Origin of the sequence: Schlesneria sp. (genome assembly GCF_036405755.1) — a bacterium.
Classification (GTDB): Bacteria; Planctomycetota; Planctomycetia; order Planctomycetales; family Planctomycetaceae; genus Schlesneria; species Schlesneria sphaerica.
The window spans coordinates 1-17,264 of record NZ_DASWWZ010000316.1 but is presented as its reverse complement, the minus strand read 5'-3'; the positions used below and the strand labels follow the sequence as shown (position 1 = coordinate 17,264).

Annotated in this window: 13 protein-coding genes; 7 read left to right on the top strand and 6 right to left on the bottom strand. The window is 57.1% G+C overall.

Annotated elements, in window-relative coordinates; genetic code table 11:
* Positions 1-105: 105 nt before the first annotated feature.
* The 3 genes from polX (at position 106) to VGE80_RS10970 (ending at position 3,782) form a co-directional block, all read left to right on the top strand.
* Entirely contained in the window at positions 106-1,824 is a 1,719-nt protein-coding gene (polX, locus tag VGE80_RS10980) for a DNA polymerase/3'-5' exonuclease PolX (protein WP_440592700.1), read from the top strand.
* A gap of 233 nt (positions 1,825-2,057) precedes the next feature.
* Complete coding sequence (locus VGE80_RS10975) at positions 2,058-2,762, top strand: zinc metallopeptidase (protein WP_440592699.1); 705 nt, start codon at positions 2,058-2,060, stop codon at positions 2,760-2,762.
* Positions 2,763-2,939: 177 nt separating this feature from the next.
* The gene (locus VGE80_RS10970) at positions 2,940-3,782 is read left to right on the top strand and encodes a JmjC domain-containing protein (protein WP_440592698.1); all 843 of its coding nucleotides are present in this window, start codon (positions 2,940-2,942) and stop codon (positions 3,780-3,782) included.
* A gap of 23 nt (positions 3,783-3,805) precedes the next feature.
* Here the strand turns inward: VGE80_RS10970 and VGE80_RS10965 are convergent, their stop codons facing one another.
* From VGE80_RS10965 to VGE80_RS10955, 3 genes are all read right to left on the bottom strand, one after another.
* Positions 3,806-4,339, bottom strand: a complete 534-nt coding sequence (locus VGE80_RS10965; RefSeq protein WP_440592697.1) for a DUF6789 family protein — start codon at positions 4,337-4,339, stop codon at positions 3,806-3,808.
* A gap of 803 nt (positions 4,340-5,142) precedes the next feature.
* Positions 5,143-5,766: a Holliday junction branch migration protein RuvA gene (ruvA, locus tag VGE80_RS10960; RefSeq protein ID WP_373649271.1), complete on the bottom strand. Its 624-nt coding sequence runs from the start codon at positions 5,764-5,766 to the stop codon at positions 5,143-5,145.
* 60 nt (positions 5,767-5,826) lie between these two features.
* The gene (locus VGE80_RS10955; protein ID WP_440592696.1) at positions 5,827-7,188 is read right to left on the bottom strand and encodes a diadenylate cyclase; all 1,362 of its coding nucleotides are present in this window, start codon (positions 7,186-7,188) and stop codon (positions 5,827-5,829) included.
* Positions 7,189-7,404: 216 nt separating this feature from the next.
* On the opposite strand from VGE80_RS10955, the gene VGE80_RS10950 reads away from it, so the two are divergent.
* The 3 genes from VGE80_RS10950 to ccsA all read left to right on the top strand — a co-directional run bounded on the left by VGE80_RS10950 (position 7,405) and on the right by ccsA (position 13,934).
* Complete coding sequence (locus VGE80_RS10950) at positions 7,405-8,679, top strand: amidohydrolase family protein (RefSeq protein WP_440592695.1); 1,275 nt, start codon at positions 7,405-7,407, stop codon at positions 8,677-8,679.
* A 236-nt stretch (positions 8,680-8,915) separates the two neighbouring features.
* Positions 8,916-10,145, top strand: coding sequence for a hypothetical protein (locus tag VGE80_RS10945; RefSeq protein ID WP_440592694.1), 1,230 nt, complete (start codon positions 8,916-8,918; stop codon positions 10,143-10,145).
* A gap of 153 nt (positions 10,146-10,298) precedes the next feature.
* Positions 10,299-13,934 carry a cytochrome c biogenesis protein CcsA gene (gene ccsA / locus VGE80_RS10940; RefSeq protein ID WP_440592693.1) on the top strand — a complete coding sequence of 1,212 codons (3,636 nt, stop codon included), beginning with the start codon at positions 10,299-10,301 and terminating at the stop codon, positions 13,932-13,934.
* Positions 13,935-14,117: 183 nt separating this feature from the next.
* Here ccsA and VGE80_RS10935 read toward each other — a convergent pair whose 3' ends face one another.
* Together VGE80_RS10935 and VGE80_RS10930 are read right to left on the bottom strand one after the other, a co-directional pair.
* Complete coding sequence (locus VGE80_RS10935; protein WP_373649265.1) at positions 14,118-14,615, bottom strand: Fur family transcriptional regulator; 498 nt, start codon at positions 14,613-14,615, stop codon at positions 14,118-14,120.
* A 136-nt stretch (positions 14,616-14,751) separates the two neighbouring features.
* Positions 14,752-15,177 carry a flagellar biosynthesis anti-sigma factor FlgM gene (locus VGE80_RS10930; protein ID WP_440592692.1) on the bottom strand — a complete coding sequence of 142 codons (426 nt, stop codon included), beginning with the start codon at positions 15,175-15,177 and terminating at the stop codon, positions 14,752-14,754.
* Between the two features lie 395 nt (positions 15,178-15,572).
* Here VGE80_RS10930 and VGE80_RS10925 point away from each other — a divergent pair, with 395 nt between their 5' ends.
* Positions 15,573-15,941: an STAS domain-containing protein gene (locus VGE80_RS10925; RefSeq protein WP_373649263.1), complete on the top strand. Its 369-nt coding sequence runs from the start codon at positions 15,573-15,575 to the stop codon at positions 15,939-15,941.
* Positions 15,942-16,004: 63 nt separating this feature from the next.
* Here VGE80_RS10925 and VGE80_RS10920 read toward each other — a convergent pair.
* A partial coding sequence (locus VGE80_RS10920; RefSeq protein ID WP_440592691.1) for a DUF1553 domain-containing protein occupies positions 16,005-17,264 on the bottom strand: 1,260 nt, incomplete at its 5' end.

Here is a 17,264-nt window from a genome sequence, read left to right as displayed (position 1 = left end):
GTGGTGCCCCGGCCCGTGATCCGATGACCGTGGCATAGTCGTTTGTCACGTACAACTGTATTCACACGGTACTCACGAGGGCGGACCCGAGGTCCGCGACCCTGCATGCAGAATCAACAGATCGCCGAGATGTTCACCGAGCTTGCGGACCTGCTTGAGCTTCAGGGGGCAAACTCGTTTCGCGTCCGTGCTTACCGAAATGGAGCTCGAACGCTGGAGAATCTGTCTGAGTCGGTCGCTGATCTGGTGCATCTGCCGGGGGGAGGTCTTGAGCGACTGGACGGAATCGGGAAGGATCTGGCTGCCAAGATTAAAGTCGTCATCGACACGGGCGCGCTTCCCCAACTCGAGGAATTGAGACAGCAGGTTCCGCGCGGCGTCGTCGATATGCTGCGCATTCCGGGGCTGGGCCCCAAGAAGGTGGCGGTCCTGTTCAGCGAACTCGGCATTATCTCTCTGGAACAGCTGAAGGAAGCGTGCGAGGCGGGAAAGATTTCCGAACGAAAAGGGTTCGGCAAGAAAACCGAACAGGCCATTCTCGAAGGGATTCCGCTGGCTCTGGAGGCCGGTAAGCGGTTCCTGATCAGCGTTGCGAGAGAATCCGCCGAAGAGATCGTTGCCGATTTGAAGCAGCTTCCCTCAATCCGGCAAGTTTCCGTGGCGGGATCGTGTCGCCGTCGGAAGGAAACCTGCGGCGATCTGGACGTTCTGGCGACGTCGGATGATTCTGTCGCTGCGATGGATCGACTGGCCGTGCATCCGCTGGTCGAGAAGGTCCTGGCGCGCGGGGAGACCAAGCAACGTGTTCGTCTTCGCTCGGGAATAGAGCTGGACCTGCGTGTCGTGCCGGACGAATCGTACGGTGCCGCGATGCAGTACTTCACTGGGTCGAAAGAGCACAACATCGTCATTCGCCGACGGGCGATTGAACGCGGATTCAAGTTGAACGAATACGGCCTGTTCCGGGATGACACCTACGTCGCCGGGCGAACAGAAGAAGAGGTCTACGCGGCGCTCGACTTGCCGTTCATTCCTCCAGAGCTGCGAGAAAATCGGGGCGAGATCGAATTGGCCGAGGCGGGTCAGTTGCCTTGCCTGATCGAACTGGAAGATATTCAGGGCGATCTGCACATGCACACGACGGCGTCCGACGGTACGGCAACCATTCGCGAGATGGCCGAAGCGGCGAAGGCCCGCGGCCTGAAATATATCGCCATCACCGACCACTCAAAGCGCGTCAGTATGGCCAACGGACTGGATGCGACTCGACTGCGCGAACACTGGGCCGAGATTCGTAAGGTTCGCGAGGAAGTGGAGGGAATCGAAATCCTGTGCGGGATCGAATGTGATATTCTGGAAGACGCATCGCTCGATCTGGATGATGAGGTTCTGTCAGAGGCCGACTGGGTCATTGCCGTCCTGCACTATGGTCTGAAGCAACCCCGTGAAATGATCATGAAGCGCCTGCTGGCCGCTATTCGCAATCCCCATGTGGATGCGATCGGACATCCCTCGGGGCGAATGGTGGTGAATCGGGCCGGGGCGGATATCGATTATACAACCTTCTTTCAGGCCGCTGCCGATCACGGTGTCCTGTTAGAGATCAATGCCAGCCCCTACCGCCTTGATCTGGACGATGTTCAAGCAGCCGCTGCCAAAACGCACGGAATCAAGATTGTCATCAACACGGACTCACATAGCCCCAGCGGATTTGCGACTTTGCGATATGGCGTGGATCAAGCCCGGCGGGCGGGGTTGACCAGGGATGATGTCGCGAATACCCGGTCGATCAACGACTTCAAAGGCCTTCTCCGAAACGCCTGACGAGAACCGAGCCAGCGGTTCGGGCATTGCCTGTTCTCGATCGCTGCCAGGACTGCCCTGACACTCAGGCCGCACTTCTCGCCAAGGGTTTGGAACGGAAATTGCTTTGTGAGTGTTTTGACAGTCACTTTGTCAGCTTCAGAACGCAATTCTGTGATCCAGTTCCCGCCTTCATTCGTTCACCGATATTGGTCAGCTTGCTGAAGATGTTTGCGTAAGAGGATTTGAAGACAATGCATATGCCGATGTTTGATCCAATGTACTTCCTATTTATCGCGCCGGGGTTGCTCCTGTCGTTGTGGGCCAGTCACCGGGTGCGAACTGCCTTTGGACACTATTCGCAGGTCGGTACAGCACGGGGGCTGTCGGGGGCTGAGGCTGCGCGGCAACTGCTGAACGATGCCGGTCTGAGTTCCGTCGGGATTGTGGAGACAGAAGGTCAGCTTTCGGATCACTATGATCCGCAACTGCGGCGATTGGCGCTGTCACACGAGGTCTACCATGGCCGGTCAGTTGCGTCGATCGGTGTGGCGACGCACGAAGCGGGACATGCCATTCAGCACGCGACCAATTACGGGCCGCTCGGACTCCGGTCGATGCTGGTCCCGGTCGCCGGCATTGGGTCGAGCCTGGGTTACATGGTCATGGCAATCGGACTGTTCGTGCATCCGTGGGTTTTTCTGATCGGAGTCGCCATCTTTTCCATGACGCTGCTGTTTCAGATCGTGACGCTGCCCGTGGAGTTTGATGCGTCTGCTCGAGCGAAGCAATTGGTCGTCGATGCCGGTATCATCCTGCCGCAAGAGCGAGAAGGGATGGATAAGGTTCTGGATGCCGCTGCGCTCACCTATGTTGCTGCTGCCGTGAGTACGCTGTCTGTGATTCTCTACCATCTTTTCCGCTCAGGCCTGTTGGGCGGGTCTCGTGACGATCGATAGTCTTAACAGAGGGCGGGATCGGCGAATGTCGATCCCGCTCTTTCTATCGTTCCCGCGGGAGACGAGATCGAAGACCCGAACCGGGCCTGTTTCCGTCATGTTGCTTCAGAAGAGTCTCTCTGATTGACGCCTGGCGTCATCACTCGGAAGTGCCCTGTTTCATTCCAAGGGACCGCCATGCTTGAGAACTCACCGGTCGTGGCGAGTGCACTCCCAAATGGACTGGATCTTTCCTTTCTTCAAGACTTCTATCTGCGGCTTCCCTTTTTGAAACGGGAGGGATGTTTCTCGCTTGGTCCACTGGGGAGTACAACCGTTCTCGCTCGGTTGCTGGCCACCGCTGGGGCGGACGTCATTGCCACCCGACAGGGGCACATCTCCCAATCCACAGATTACGAAGCTCTGCGGGCGGACGGTTATACGGTGGGCGTTCGCCACGCCCAGCAGCATGATCAAGGTCTGGCCAATCTGGCGAGGGGATTTGAAGAACTTCTCAAGGGGCCCGTCGACATTCATTTTTATGCGACCCCGGCTGGGAACAGGGGGTTTGATTGGCATTATGACGCGGAAGAAGTCTTCGTGCTGCAGACGGGTGGTGCGAAAACCTGGTGGCTCAAAAAGAACACGGTGAATCCGTGGCCTCTCATGGACGCGATTCCCCAGGATCAGCGATTCGAACGGGAAGTGATGGGGGCCGTCAAGTACGAACTGCATGAGGGTGACTGGCTTTATATCCCGAGTGGATACTGGCATCGGACGAGCGCTGAAACCGATTCCTGTTCCCTGTCGGTCGGAATCCGTGCCGCCACGGCGATGGATGTCTATGAACTTCTGCGGCCTCTTCTCTTCCGATCTCTCTTGTGGCGTCAGCGTCTCCCGTTACCCGGCTCGACAGCGGATCCCGATGGACTGCGGCGACAGTACGGGGCAATCGTTGATGATTTGGCGCAGGATCTCTATGAATTGCTCCACAATGAGCAGTTCATCCAGACGATGATGAATCATCCGCTGCGCCACTAAGCCAGCTACGTCTCAATCGCTCTTCAGACGAGAGCCGTTTCATTCTTGCCGGGCTGACGAGCCGCGGTCTGATGCTGCTGCTGCGTCGACGAATAGGAATAGCAGTAATCCAGCGCAGCCCCCCAGGCGAGGTGGCTGACAATCATCATCGCGTTTCGGGCGAGCGATTCCTGCGGTGCGCTGGCCTTACTGTTGGCGGCCGGGAGCGCTGCAAGGTAATTGGCCGCCCAAACCGCCATCCCGTACGCCATTCCCCGGGGGATTGATCGCGTTCGATCTCCGTGAGTGACCGCTCCATAGAGCAGCCCCATCAACGAACCGTAGCCGTAGTGCGCTGTCCAGACTGTCGGTTGCTTCAAGTCCGTTTCGAGAACCTCCCGGACCTGCGCCACTTGAGCGACGTCTTCAACAATTTCCTGAGGCGGCAATGGGTACTGGTCCTGCGGCGGGAGGATTTGCTTGCAAGCAACCATGACCCCGGTCATCGGGGCCGTCGCAATCAGTCCAGAGATCGCTCCTTCGAGTAACGACGTTGTGAGGCACGAGTCGGCTTTCATTTTGATCTCTCCTCCTTCGGCGGAATTTGGTACCTGTGGAAACCTGATCAAAGAGCGGAAACTCCGCTTACGCCAGCGCGCTTACGCCCGCGTCAGACCGGGTTTCCCTGAAAAAGCGTTACAAGCGAGTGGGCCTGCCCCAGTCGCTGAGCCAAATTTCCGATGAAAGACCGTCAGCCACGGCCTGACACGCGGAGACCCAGTCAGGATGGATATGTTGGCAAATGACGTACCGACCTGGGTCGATCGACGGACGCGATACGAAACCTGTGGCAAAGCTGTCCTCGCCCGGGACTCGAGTGTTCCAGGTCTCACGGGGAGACTGGTGAGGCCAGGGGCCCCGGTCTCGCCGAAGAATCGGAAACGCGTTTCTGCGACAAAAAATCTTGACGTGTTGTTGCGTGTCTCGTATGATCACCAGCCGCGAATACGAACGATGGTCACCCGTTTCGTTTTGGAGCAATGGGACCTGTGTCTGAGGAGAACGATTCACGGCGACAGGAGCGACGGATCCGGGTTGATTCCGGCTCGTTTCCGATATTTGGAAGTTGCTCATGTTGCTCAAATTGAGCAACTTCAATAACGGCGGCAGGTGCCTGAAAAATAGGGGTTTGTGTCGAAGTTGCTCAACTTGTTCAACTTGCTCAACACATTTTTTTCTGCGAGGTCAGTTGATCGGAAAAGTGAGGCCGCGGCGGGCCAACACCCCGAGTGTGGAGCGGTCCCGGATCCCCGGGTGCGGGGACGATGGAGATGCGGGGTTGGCGACAAGGTTTGCGAGGGCGGATCCTCTGAAACGCCCGTCAGGATTTTTCCTGCTGGTAAATCGCCAGGATGACGTCTTCGACCGTTTTGAATTTCGTTTTGCCGCCGGCGACCGCGTCGATTTTTTCACGGGCTTCGACAGAATTGAAGCCGAGGCTGATCAGGGCTTCCATCGCCTCACCCAGGACACCTTTTTCGGCCGTCTTGGCTTCGGGAAATTCCTTAGCGACCATCAGGGCGAACTTGGCCATTCGCCGACGCAGTTTCGCCACGATCCGCTCGCTCATCGCCGGGCCAATCCCCGGGAGCAGGCTCAGTTCTTTGACATTCTGTTCTTCAATGGCTTCGGCGACTTCCCGGACAGGCCGGACCATCGAGCGGAGCGTCTTTTTTACTCCCATGCCGTCGACTGAGCAGACCAGCTCGAAGAATTCGAGTTCCGCTTCGCTGAGAAAGCCGACCAGTCGGGGAGTCAGTCGCCCCTGCTGCGGATTTCCTTCCAGGTACTCGATGGTCTTCAGGCTGACGGTATCGCCCAGCAGCGACTGGAGCTGGCGGCGAACAAATTCGGGCACGAAGACTTCGTATTCGAAGGGGCCGACATCAATCCGGGCTTCGGCTTCGCCCAAGCGGACGAGTTTACCTGTAATGCGAGTAATCAACCGAAATCCCTCCTTGAGATGGCTTTGATGGGGCCGCGTGCTGGATCCGTCAGGCGGGCATCACCACTTGGTGGTGGCTGCGCGTTCCAGTGTGAAGACGGCGGTTCCGTTTCGGAAGAGTGTGACCGTCCCGGTGGACTGACTGACCGTAATGGCCATGGCAAGGGTATGGGCAGAGATCGCGGCAGCGGTCTGGTGCCGTGCGCCGAGTCCCTGCGGCAGGCCAGGCGGAGATGACTTGGGCATCAGGTAGGTACCGGCACTCAGGACGGTTCCGTCTCCCTGAATGATGAAGGCGCCGTCGATCAGCGCGTACTCTTTCATCGTCTCCGAAAGACTGGGGTCCAAGACATTGCGGAGCTGTTTCGAGTAACCGTGGAACGGGTTGAGCACCAGTTGTTGGGCATTCCTCAACACGTTCCGGGCGTCACCGACGACGAACATGGCACCGACCGGGTGTGCTTCACGCCCTTCTGCGGCAATCTCAACCGCAAGCGAGAGGATGCGGAGCATGACGGCGGGGCGGACGACGTCGACGCCGCGGCGATTCTTTTCTGACAGCATGGCCCGGAAGTGGGCTTCGGGTTTGGTGACCGTGATGCTGTCGAGGCGTCGACCGTCGGGGCCGGTCACACAGATGACGCTGGTCTTTTCGTGCAGCAGGTTTTGGGACGAGGCCAGCAGCTGACCCAGATTCGCCCGGTCCATCCGTGACAGCGAGGCATGCAGGCCTTCGAAGACATGCGTGTCTTCTCGCTCAATGTGGAAATCTTCGCTGTGTTCCGTGGTGACGATCAGCAATCGCCCTTTCCATTGGGACAGGGTGTCCCAGGGAACGCTTTCCACGCGGTCGATCGCGATCAGAAGTGCCTGAGCACCGAGTGATTCGACCAGTTGCATGGCCTGCTTGATGATGAGTTGCGTCAGTCGTGGAATGCCCGGCAGTCGGGCGGGGCGCTGGTCGGGTTGAACCCCCGCTTTGGCCAATAGCAACGCGTCAATCGTGCGCGTGTCTTTGGCATCGATCAACTGCTGCCGGAACTCTGGCAGCTTCAGCAGTTCGGCGAGCCCGGCCAGCACCTCGACGTGCGTTTGCAGTAGTTTCCGTCCGATGACCAGCAGGACCACCAGTTTGACGCTTTGGCCGCTCGGGACACCATAATCGATACCGGTACGGCTGCGGCCGAGCACGACTCGGAAATCACCATCCCAGTCGACAAAGGCATGTGGAAGGGCAAAGTCGCTGGAAACAAGAGTTTGTGCGGCCGCTTCTCGTTCTTCGATAGCCTGGAGAACGGTGTCCGGCGCGATCCCTTCATCTTCCCAGTTGGCGGCCTGGACGAGCGCTCGAATGGCGGCAGGCCGCTGTTTCACGGTCAGCTCGACAATCCGAATTGCGCTTACCAGGTCACCAAAATCCAATGTGATATCTCCACTTGCAGACTTGACTGAAGGGTGTGCCGGGAAATGGGATTGATCTTATAGTTCATGCAGGTTGAGGCTGGCAACCACGTTCGGACAGTTCTTGTTAATATGCTATGATCGGCGATCGAGTCTTTCTTACCAAAGGCTCTCATTCTCCTAAAGTACGACACCCGTTTTTCGACGCCTCGCAGGTGTTTTTGAGGGACTGCATCTATGAAGACCGCCACCGGCTGTACTGTCATTTCCAACGGGACCGCGGTCATCGGAACCGGCGCTGCGCCGATAAAGGACGCCACGATCGTGATCCGCGATGGGAAAATTGCCTACGCAGGACCCGTTGCGCAGGCCCCCGAGGTTGAGCCGGACGCGACCGTGATTGATGCACGAGGAGGCACGATTCTTCCCGGTCTGATCGAAGCACACTTCCATCCGACGTACTTCAACGTCGAGGCACTGGAAGACCTCGATATCAAGTATCCCGTTGAATATGTGACGCTGCTGGCGGCGAGCAATGCCAAGCTGGCTCTGGAGTGTGGCTACACCTCAGCACGCAGCGGTGGCAGTCTGTTCAATATCGACGTCTGGCTGAAAAAGGCCCTGGAGTGCGATCTGGTGCAGGGGCCCCGACTGGCCGCCAGTGGTCGGGAAATTTGTGGTGTCGGGGGGCTGATGGATTGGAATCCCGACTATCGCAAGATCGGTATGGATGGGCTGGTGCTGCTGGTGAATGGGCCGGATGAGGCACGTGCCGCCGTGCGAAAACTCGTGAAAGATGGTGTGGAGTGGGTGAAGACCTACCCCACCGGCGACGCCGCCTCACCGGATGTCAATGATCATCACACCTTGTGTATGACATTCGAAGAGATGCACGCTGTTGTCGCGACGGCTCATAACCATGGCCTCAAAGTGACGGGACATTGTCGCGCGACCGAGGGGATTAAGAATGCCCTGCGAGCGGGTTACGACACTCTCGAACACGGCACTTTCGTCGACGATGAGGCGCTCGAGATGATTCTGGAACGAAACACCCCTGTCGTGCCCGCCTTGTACTTTGAGCTGGCCAGCATCGAACGTGGATCGGAATTTGGCCTGTCGCAACGAGTAATCGACGGTCACCAGGAGACCCTGGAGGGTGGGGCCGAGAGTGCCCGGCGCATCCTGAGGGCAGGGGGCCGCCTGGGGATGGGGGGGGATTACGGTTTTGGTTGGAACCCACATGGCCAGTACGCCCGTGAACTGTCCTTTTTCGTCAACTACGTTGGTCTGACACCCCTCGAAGTGCTGACGTGCGCCACGAAGACGGGTGCGGAAATCCTGGGCCGCGAACACGAACTGGGCACGCTGGAAGCGGGCAAACTGGCCGATGTCCTGATCGTGGATGGCGATGTGATTGGCAATATTTCGCTTCTCGAAGACCGGAAGCGGTTTATTGCCGTGATGCAGGGGGGAATTATCAAAGCGGGAGAGCTGTTCCGGTCGCAGGCATGAAATCCCTGTGTGTCGGGCGGATTCGCCTGTTTGAAATCGCGGGTCCCTCCGAGGGGCGAGGGATGACGTTTTGTCGCATCCGGCTGTCGCGGCGGGGCACTGTGGTGCTTTCTGCCAGTTGTAAGGTTATAATAAACCGGAGCCGCCGAATGGTCCCGCCCCGTTTGCCCGCCTGACTTGATCAACCCATCGGTACGAGAACAGTTCGTACCTCGCTCGCATGACAGAGGATCGCTGTGTCCCACCTTCACCTGTTTGACGTGATCAAATCAACGTCCGTATTTGTTTCGCGACTGGCCGAAACGCTTCCGGTTTGTTGGGCAAGTTCGAGATCCCTTGCGGCAGGCCTTGGCGTCGCTCCTGACGGATGCCGCCTGAAAACGTCGGCAACTCGGGGAGAGTTGTGGAGCGGGATGGTGGGCATCTGTGCCCTGAGCTTTCTGTTTCTGACAGGTTGCGAACAGTCAGAGACGATCTCGGAGTATACGGTTCCCAAACATGAAACCCTGCAATCGTCCGAGTTTCTCGCAGAGTATGAGCGGACGCATCCCAAGCCCGAGCGGATGATTGGTCTCGTCATTCCGCGAAGCTCTCTGCTGTGGTTCTTCAAACTGCAGGGAAACATGGACGCGATTGCGGCACGGGAGAGCGAGCTTCGAGAGTTCTTCAAGGGATTAAAGTTCGGGCCTGCCGACGATCTGCAGTGGACCCTTCCCGAAGGTTGGCGCCAGCAGCCCGGGAACGAGATGCGACATGCGACGATTCTGCTGAGCGGAGAACCACCGATCGAGATGTCGGTGACGAAATTTGCTTCCCGGCAGGATCTTCCAGTGACAGACCAGGTGGTCATGAATATCAACCGCTGGCGAGGCCAGTTATCGCTTCCTCCGATTGAGAGTGAGGATCTGGATCAGCAGGCCGAAAAGCTGCCCGTCGGCGATGGAGTCGCTTACTGGCTCAACATCGTCGGTCGCCCGCAACCAAAGCCGGCGAGTATGAGTCTGCCTCCTGCCCAGACGGCACGTAACCAACCCGCGGCCACGGAAGGGGGGGCTGACAAGCCGTCGCTTCCGTTCGACAAACCCGAAGGATGGACTGAAGGACCTCCTGCAGCGTTTGCGGTCGTCTCGCTGCAGGTTGCCGATGGCGAGCAGAAGGCCTCGGTGACAGTCACGCGTGCGGGTGGAAATCCGCTGCTGAATGTGAACCGGTGGCGTGGTCAGGTTGGGCTGGGGCCGCTGACAGAAGAGGAGCTGGCGCAATCAGCACGTCAGGTAAGCGTCGGGGGGCTCAAAGGAAGCCTGTACGAGATGACCGAGGGGGACCGGTCGATTTTCGGTGTAATCGTCGAAGAGCAGGGACAGATGTGGTTCATCAAGCTGATGGGTGATGCACCGCTCGTCGAACGGGAACGGATTCGATTCGAGGAATTCCTGAAGTCTCTCAATTTGAAAAGTGGATCGTGAAGCCTCTGGTCTGCGGGACCGGGGCAATGACGCAGCGGTAAGTGGACTCAAGTTGTGATTAATGCTCGTTTCGAAAACCTCGAAACGAGTGACTGCAATAACTAACTGCGGACTTCGATCGAGATGGTCCTGTAGCTGACGGCGAGGTGTTTAATGGCAACAGATGGAACGCTGACCGGTGAAAAATCGAGCTCGGTAGCAACTGGCAGTGCGCTGTGGCGTGGAATCAAAACGGTTCTGGAGCCTGCGGCGTCATTGAAGTTGACGGTCGTGCTGTTCGCCTTATCCATTTTTCTCATCCTGGCGGGGACGTTCGCTCAGGTTGATATGGATATCTGGGAAGTCATCGGACTTTACTTCCGGTGCTGGTTTGCCTGGGTGCCGTTTCAGGTCTTTTTCCCCGCATCCTTCTTTTCGGAAGATCCCTGGATTGTTCCTGGCGGAATCTACTTCCCCGGCGGAAAGTTGCTCGGTCTGCTGTTAGCCATCAACTTGCTTTCCGCACATCTGGTGCGGTTCAAAGCCGTGGCCCGGGGTCAGCGGCTGTTTGCAGGGCTGGTCAGTATCGCGCTGGGTTGTCTGGTCACCTGGGCGATTGTCGCGGCCGGTGGAAACTCCCGAGGTATCCAGGGTGAGCCTTTAGTTCCTTACTCGACGCAATGGATCGGGTATCAGGGGTTCCTGGGTCTGGCCGCGATCGCGGCGGGATTTGGATTCTGGATGCTGCTTCAACAACCGCTGTCAAAAGCCAGCGATGTCTGGAGTCGCCAGATGTTCCTGCGTGTCACGACAGGGGGGACGGGGATCGGCCTGCTGGTGCTGATGTTCTGGTTCATTTCACGCGGTCAAGCAGGGCGGCCGACGGATGCATCGCTCCGAATTCTGTGGCAATTGACTCAGGGGACCGTTGCGTCGCTGGCTCTGCTCGGGGGCTGCTGGGCGGTCTTCGGCAAACGGGCCGGGATCGTGCTACTGCATGGCGGTATCGGTCTCATGATGTTCTACGAATTGCACGTGGCACTGACGGCCGTTGAAACCCAGATGAATCTGGTTGAAGGGGAGCGGACAAACTACGTACACGATATTCGTACGATCGAACTTGCCGTCAGCGATGTCACCGATCCGCAAGCGGATAAGGTCATCGCGATTCCGAAATCACTTGTTCTGGACACCAAGCCAATCGACCACCCCGATTTGCCGTTCCGGATGACCGTGTCAGGATATCTGAAAAACGCGAGGATTCGCGGTGTCACGTCCAAGGACAAAAACCCCGCCACGGCCGGCGCGGGGCTGGTCTGGATGGCTGACGAAATCAGGGCAAGCACCGGAACCGATAGTGACAGCAAAGTCGATTCGCCCGCCGCGTACGTGACCCTGGAATCGAAGGCGGACGGAACACCGCTGGGGACCTATCTGGTCAGTTGGACGTTGTCGATGAGTGATGAAGTCGATGAGGTCCGCGTCGGGGATAAGGTTTACCAGATCGCTCTTCGTCCCAAACGCTACTACAAAAGCTACGTCTTCGAGCTCAAGGACGTCAGCAAGAAAGACTACCTCGGCACCAATACGCCCCGCAGCTACGCATCAACCGTCCATATCCAGGATTCAGATCGCAACGTGGACGAGGTCAAAACGATCTGGATGAACAATCCTCTGCGGTTTGCGGATGAGACCTTCTATCAGAGTGGTTACTTCCGCGAGCCAAGTTCGGGCATTGAGCATGCCACTCTCTCGGTGGTGGCCAATACGGGCTGGATGATGCCCTACGTCGGCTGCATGCTCGTCGGAATCGGAATGCTGACCCATTTCATGACATTGCTGATCAACTTCCTCACCCGAGGTGAAACGGTCAACTTGTCTGCGGAAGAGGCTGAGCGCGCAGCGCGGCTGGCCAGCAAGCTGGGGATGAAACCGACGCTTCCCGTTTCCGCTCAGCCGGAAAGTCCTCAGGCGGATGCACCGAAAGAATGGGCGTCGTGGTTGTTTGCTTCTGCTCTGGCAATCTGCGCAATCACCTATTTCGGCAGCGTGGCTGCACCGCCGAAGCCAAAAACACTTTCGATGGATTTGTATCGGTTCGGGCAGATCCCTGTGTTGTCAGAGGGGCGTACGAAGCCGCTCGATACGGCTGCGACTTCTGCGCTGCTGGCAATTTCGGGGCGAACCCGTGTGACCGTCGGTGAGGAAGGTGCCAAGCAACGAATTCCCGCCATTCAATGGCTGCTGGAAGTCATCTCGGAAGCCAAGGTCGCCGATGAGCGCGAGATCTTCCGTGTCGAGAATCTGGAAGTCCAGGAAACGATTGGTGTCAAGAAACGCGAAGGCATGCGGTACTCTCGCAGCGACATTCGCAAGAACGGCGAAGAGTTTGAAAAGCAGGTCCGGCTGGCTCGAAGCCAGGCCAAGGAACGCAAAGAGATCAGCGTCTACCAGAAGAAGATCCTGGAACTGGCTGAGAAGGTTTCCACGTTTGATAACCTGGTATTTGCATTCGGGCTGCAGCACCGCATTCGGGGTGAAACACAGCAGGAAGTCCTCAGGTCATTCCAGATGGTCAGCCAGTTTGCAGAGGCACTGGAAGAAGAAGGTCAGCCCGTGTTCTCTGTCTGGCCGAAGGATGCCGAGGACAATTGGCATATTCTGTCACGCGCCTGGTTGCTCGATATCCCTAACCGGATGAAAAAGAACGGTGAAGAAGATCAGGTGGTCGCCGCCTGGGAGCAGGTTCTTAAGGCGTATTCCGATGAGAAGCCAGCCATGTTCAATCAGGCTGTGGATCGGGTGCTCGAACTGGTGTCGAAGGACCGTCCCAGCGACGTGAATCCTTCGATCATTCGACTGGAGTCGTACTTCAATTACGCTCAGCCATTCACGCACGCCAGTCGAATCTACATTTTGGCGTTCGTGCTGAGCGCACTCGGCTGGCTGTTCTGGCCACGAGGCTTTAACCGGGCTGCCTTCTATGTACTGCTGGTGACGCTGGTGGTGCACACGGCGGCCATCGTTGCTCGACTGATTATTTCGGGTCGGCCGCCTGTGACCAATCTCTATTCTTCGGCCGTCTTCATCGGCTGGGGATGCGTTGTGATGGGGCTGATCTTCGAACTGATCTACCGTATCGGGATTGGTAATCTCGTCGCTGCCGCGGCCGGGTACGCGACCTTGTTAATTGCAGACGGTCTTGCTTCCGACGGTGATACGTTTACTGTGCTGCAGGCGGTGCTCGATACGCAGTTCTGGCTTGCAACGCACGTGACCTGTATCACACTTGGCTATGCGACGACGTATCTGGCGGGGCTTTTCGCGATTGCCTACATCATTCGTGGCGTCTGCACACCGTCGCTGTCAGCCAAAGAAGGTCGCGACATTCACCGGATGATCTACGGAACGCTGTGCTTCTCGATCTTCTTCAGTTTCGTTGGTACGGTGCTCGGAGGTCTCTGGGCCGATGACTCGTGGGGACGCTTCTGGGGATGGGATCCCAAAGAAAATGCCGCTCTGATCATCGTGCTGTGGAATGCGATCGCTCTGCACGCTCGCTGGGGCGGGATGGTGAAGGAACGTGGTCTGGCGGTGCTTGCCGTTGCCGGCAACATCTTTGTGAGCTGGTCATGGTGGGGCGTCAACGCATTGGGAGCGGGTCTGCATTCCTATGGATTCAAGCAGGGAACGATCCGCAACCTCGGGCTATTCATTCTCTTTAACCTGGTGATCATCGGGATTGGAATGTTACCGAAATCCGCATGGTGGAGCCTGCGGGAAAGGAAAGAGCCGTCCGTTACGCAGTAGCCGCGTGGCGTTGATTCCCGCAAACAGCCCTCATCGACTTGGGTCGATGAGGGCTGGTGAATCATCGGCTGCGTCACTTTTGCGGCCAGGAGGGACGACAAACGCGAGTAAGATCAGCCCCGCTGTTCGTTTGGCGGTCACTTGAGACCCTGCAGGGTGGAGCAAGGTTGTAAAAATAGCAATTTAGATCATGTCCAGCCTGCGATGGGATCGCTGAGGTGGACGGGAGCAGGTGGCGCAGATGCCGTCGACTTCGAGGCGGTGTCCCGACATGCGAAAACCATGCGTGGCGGCCACGGTCTCGAGTACGTCTGAGATCATCTCGTTCGGAAACTCGATCATCTCACCGCACTTTTTGCAGATGAGGTGATCGTGTTGCGGGTAGCCGTAGTCGTGTTCGTAAACTTCCCGATCGTTGGCGCGAGCCACCTTTCGGATCAGGCCTGCCTCTTGTAAAAGATTCAGCGTCCGGTAGACGGTGCTGCGGCTGGCTTGCATGGATCCTTTACGGCCAGCAAGGCTGTCAATCCACTGATCGGCATCGAAATGGTCGTGCGTAGAGTAGATCGCGGTCACCACGGCTTCCCGTTCGGGGGTTAGCCGCATTTTTTTGGTCAAAAGGAATTCACGGAACTTATCAACCGGGGCAACGGTCACGTTCATCGTGGCCAGATCCGACACGAAACACTCTCCCATCTCACACGAGATAATTCAGTAGCGCACTATTTCTATTTTGTATCGACCTCTCTTCAAGATCAATGACTAATGCGATACCGAACGCCCGAAGGGGGCGATTCAGCCAGTGGCTGAAGAGGTGTCACTCGTCAAGGTCGAGACCGAGAGAATCAAACATCTTTGACAACGCGGCTTCCAGTTTTTCATCGGTGTCATAGGCACCGTTTTCGATCGCTTCCTGGATTTGCGCTAAACGTTGTGCCCGGATCTCTGGGCTTTCGCTGAGTCGATCCAACATTTTACCCGCCGAGGAGATTTCAAGTTCATCTTGCGGCGCCAGCACAGGCGACGCTGATGTGGGCTGTGGAACATTGGTGATAGGAGCTACCGCACGAGCGGGTGTCGCTCCGGAAGCTGATCCGACTCCTGAGACGTCCATGTTAGTCTGTCCCTCCTTGATGAGCCGATTAAAGCGAATTCGCAAGACAGGAAAACTGATAATCGGCTGGATAGGATCATAACTGACGCATGCCAAACGATTCAACCGGTACTGTGATCGACGAGACATTGCATTCCCCTAAATTGATGCGTGCGGAAACAGAGTTCCGGACGAACGGGCGGTCTGGGGGAACGTCATCTTTCCCGGCGTACGGCGTCACGAAACGGGTTCGTAAACGCTTGCTGCTGAAGTTCTGTTGGGATCCGTCAAATGGATCGTCAAGTCGGCCCGAATCTGCCCGACACCCAAAGTTATCGGCGATCGCGTTCCGGAAATTGAATGCTCAAAAAAATAATCGTGTTAGGCACGCGTTTTGTGTGGCATGGAGGAACTCTCTCGCGAATTGTACCAGTCGTGACGTTGAATGCTCCTGAAAGAAGTTCTCGTCAGTTTTTGGTATGATGTTTCGATGAACGGACAAGAATACTGATACGCGTGTGTGAGGAGTGACCAGGAAGACGATCATGCAAACTAATGGGCCTCTGACGGAATATCGAGATGGCAAAGTGACGATCATCGTCTTCGGTGAAGACCTCAAGCATCTCGATGAAGTGAACGTCGTCGAAATCGGCAAGAAGCTGTTGCAGATCGTAGAATCGGTGACTCATCCTTTGCTCGTGCTGGATCTGCACGCAACGGAGTTTTTCGGATCGTCGTTCATTGAGTCACTCTTCCGCGTCTGGAAACAGCTCAATCGAAAGCCTGCCGCCAAGTTTGGGCTGGCCGGATTACAGCCTTACTGTCGCGAGGTGCTTGAAGTGACACACCTCGATCGGTTGTGGCCCCTGTTCGACGATGCGGAAACGGCCGCTGCCGCTTTTAATCAGGCCTGATTCAAGGCTGCTGTAGCCAGCCCCTTGTCGTTTGACGGCCTCCCATGGCATGCGATTCCAGACTCAGTCGACGAACATGAATTCGTTGGAGTTGATGAGCAGCCGGCAGAGATTGGCGACGCCGTGTTTTCGAATGTAGACGGCGACATCTCTCGTCTCAGCGTCAGTCGGGCGTCGCAGGAGAATCATGCGAAACGCCAGTGGGATGCAGGCATCGACGCGTTTGTCGGCATCGGCTTCAAGAGGGAATTGCTTTGACACAAGGTCATTGATTCGTGCTTCCATGAATTCGCAATGACGTGTGACGAAGGGGTCATTCCAAAGGGATAAAGCCTGCTGAATCGTGACGCTGGTCGTTCTTGCGGGAGTGATCTGGTCACCCGAGGGACAGTCCAGCGCTTCCATAAAAGGATCAGGCAGTGTTCGGAAGAGAAAGCGGTAGATGCTTCGTCGCCGTCCTTGATCACTCGCAGGATCAAACTTCACGTAGTCGACATGAGGGGTGACATGGATTCCTGGTTGAAGGTCGAAATGGCGATCGGACGGGCCCCCCATCCGCAGGTCCAGCCGTCCCGAGATCGCAAGGATTGAGTCTCTGAGTGATTCCGCGTCGAGTCGAGTGCGGTTCATCCTCCAGAGGAACCGGTTGTCGGCATCGATGGTGGTGGCAATGTCCGCTCGATCGACATCAACATCGGCATCCTGTGCGGTGGGCAGTGTAACTGCAGAACTTTGCCGGTATGTCTGGCTGGTCAGGATCATGCGGTGCAGTTGCTTGAGCGACTGTCCTCTGTCCCGGAATTGAATGGCCAGCCAGTCGAGTAACTCGGGATGAGAGGGCCGCTCTCCCATATGCCCGAAGTCATTGAGCGTGGGGACGAGCCCTCGTCCGAAATGATGGTGCCAGACACGATTAACGATCGATCGCCAGGTAAGGACATTCTCCCGGGAGACAATCCAATTCGCGAGAGCGGCTCGTCGTGCGGATTCAGGGGCGTTTTCAGCAAGCTCGAATCGAGACGTGAGTCCCGTGAGACACGAAAGTCCCCCCGGCAGCGCTTCAGCGCGGGGGTGACGAATATCCCCGCGGTGTAAGACGTGGACAGGCCTGGGACCCGGCGGAGGTCGAAGTGCTCCGTCCGGCTCAAAATCGGCTGCGGCCGCATAAATGAAATGAGGCGAGGGAAGGGCGGCGAGACTGCGATTCACCAGTTCGAGCTGCTGATATAGCGCGAGCTCCGTTCGCTGGGCTTCACTCCGCTGGTCGTTGGAAATGGAGAGTATGGTTGTGATCTCAATCGGGAACTCGGACGCTCGAACGGG

Coding starts and splice junctions, on each gene's coding strand:
- VGE80_RS10925 (WP_373649263.1), top strand. CDS start 15,573: ATGCAAACTAATGGGCCTCTGACGGAATATCGAGATGGCAAAGTGACG.
- VGE80_RS10965 (WP_440592697.1), bottom strand. CDS start 4,339: ATGAAAGCCGACTCGTGCCTCACAACGTCGTTACTCGAAGGAGCGATC.
- VGE80_RS10930 (WP_440592692.1), bottom strand. CDS start 15,177: ATGTCTCGTCGATCACAGTACCGGTTGAATCGTTTGGCATGCGTCAGT.
- ccsA (WP_440592693.1), top strand. CDS start 10,299: ATGGCAACAGATGGAACGCTGACCGGTGAAAAATCGAGCTCGGTAGCA.
- polX (WP_440592700.1), top strand. CDS start 106: ATGCAGAATCAACAGATCGCCGAGATGTTCACCGAGCTTGCGGACCTG.
- VGE80_RS10950 (WP_440592695.1), top strand. CDS start 7,405: ATGAAGACCGCCACCGGCTGTACTGTCATTTCCAACGGGACCGCGGTC.
- VGE80_RS10970 (WP_440592698.1), top strand. CDS start 2,940: ATGCTTGAGAACTCACCGGTCGTGGCGAGTGCACTCCCAAATGGACTG.
- VGE80_RS10975 (WP_440592699.1), top strand. CDS start 2,058: ATGCATATGCCGATGTTTGATCCAATGTACTTCCTATTTATCGCGCCG.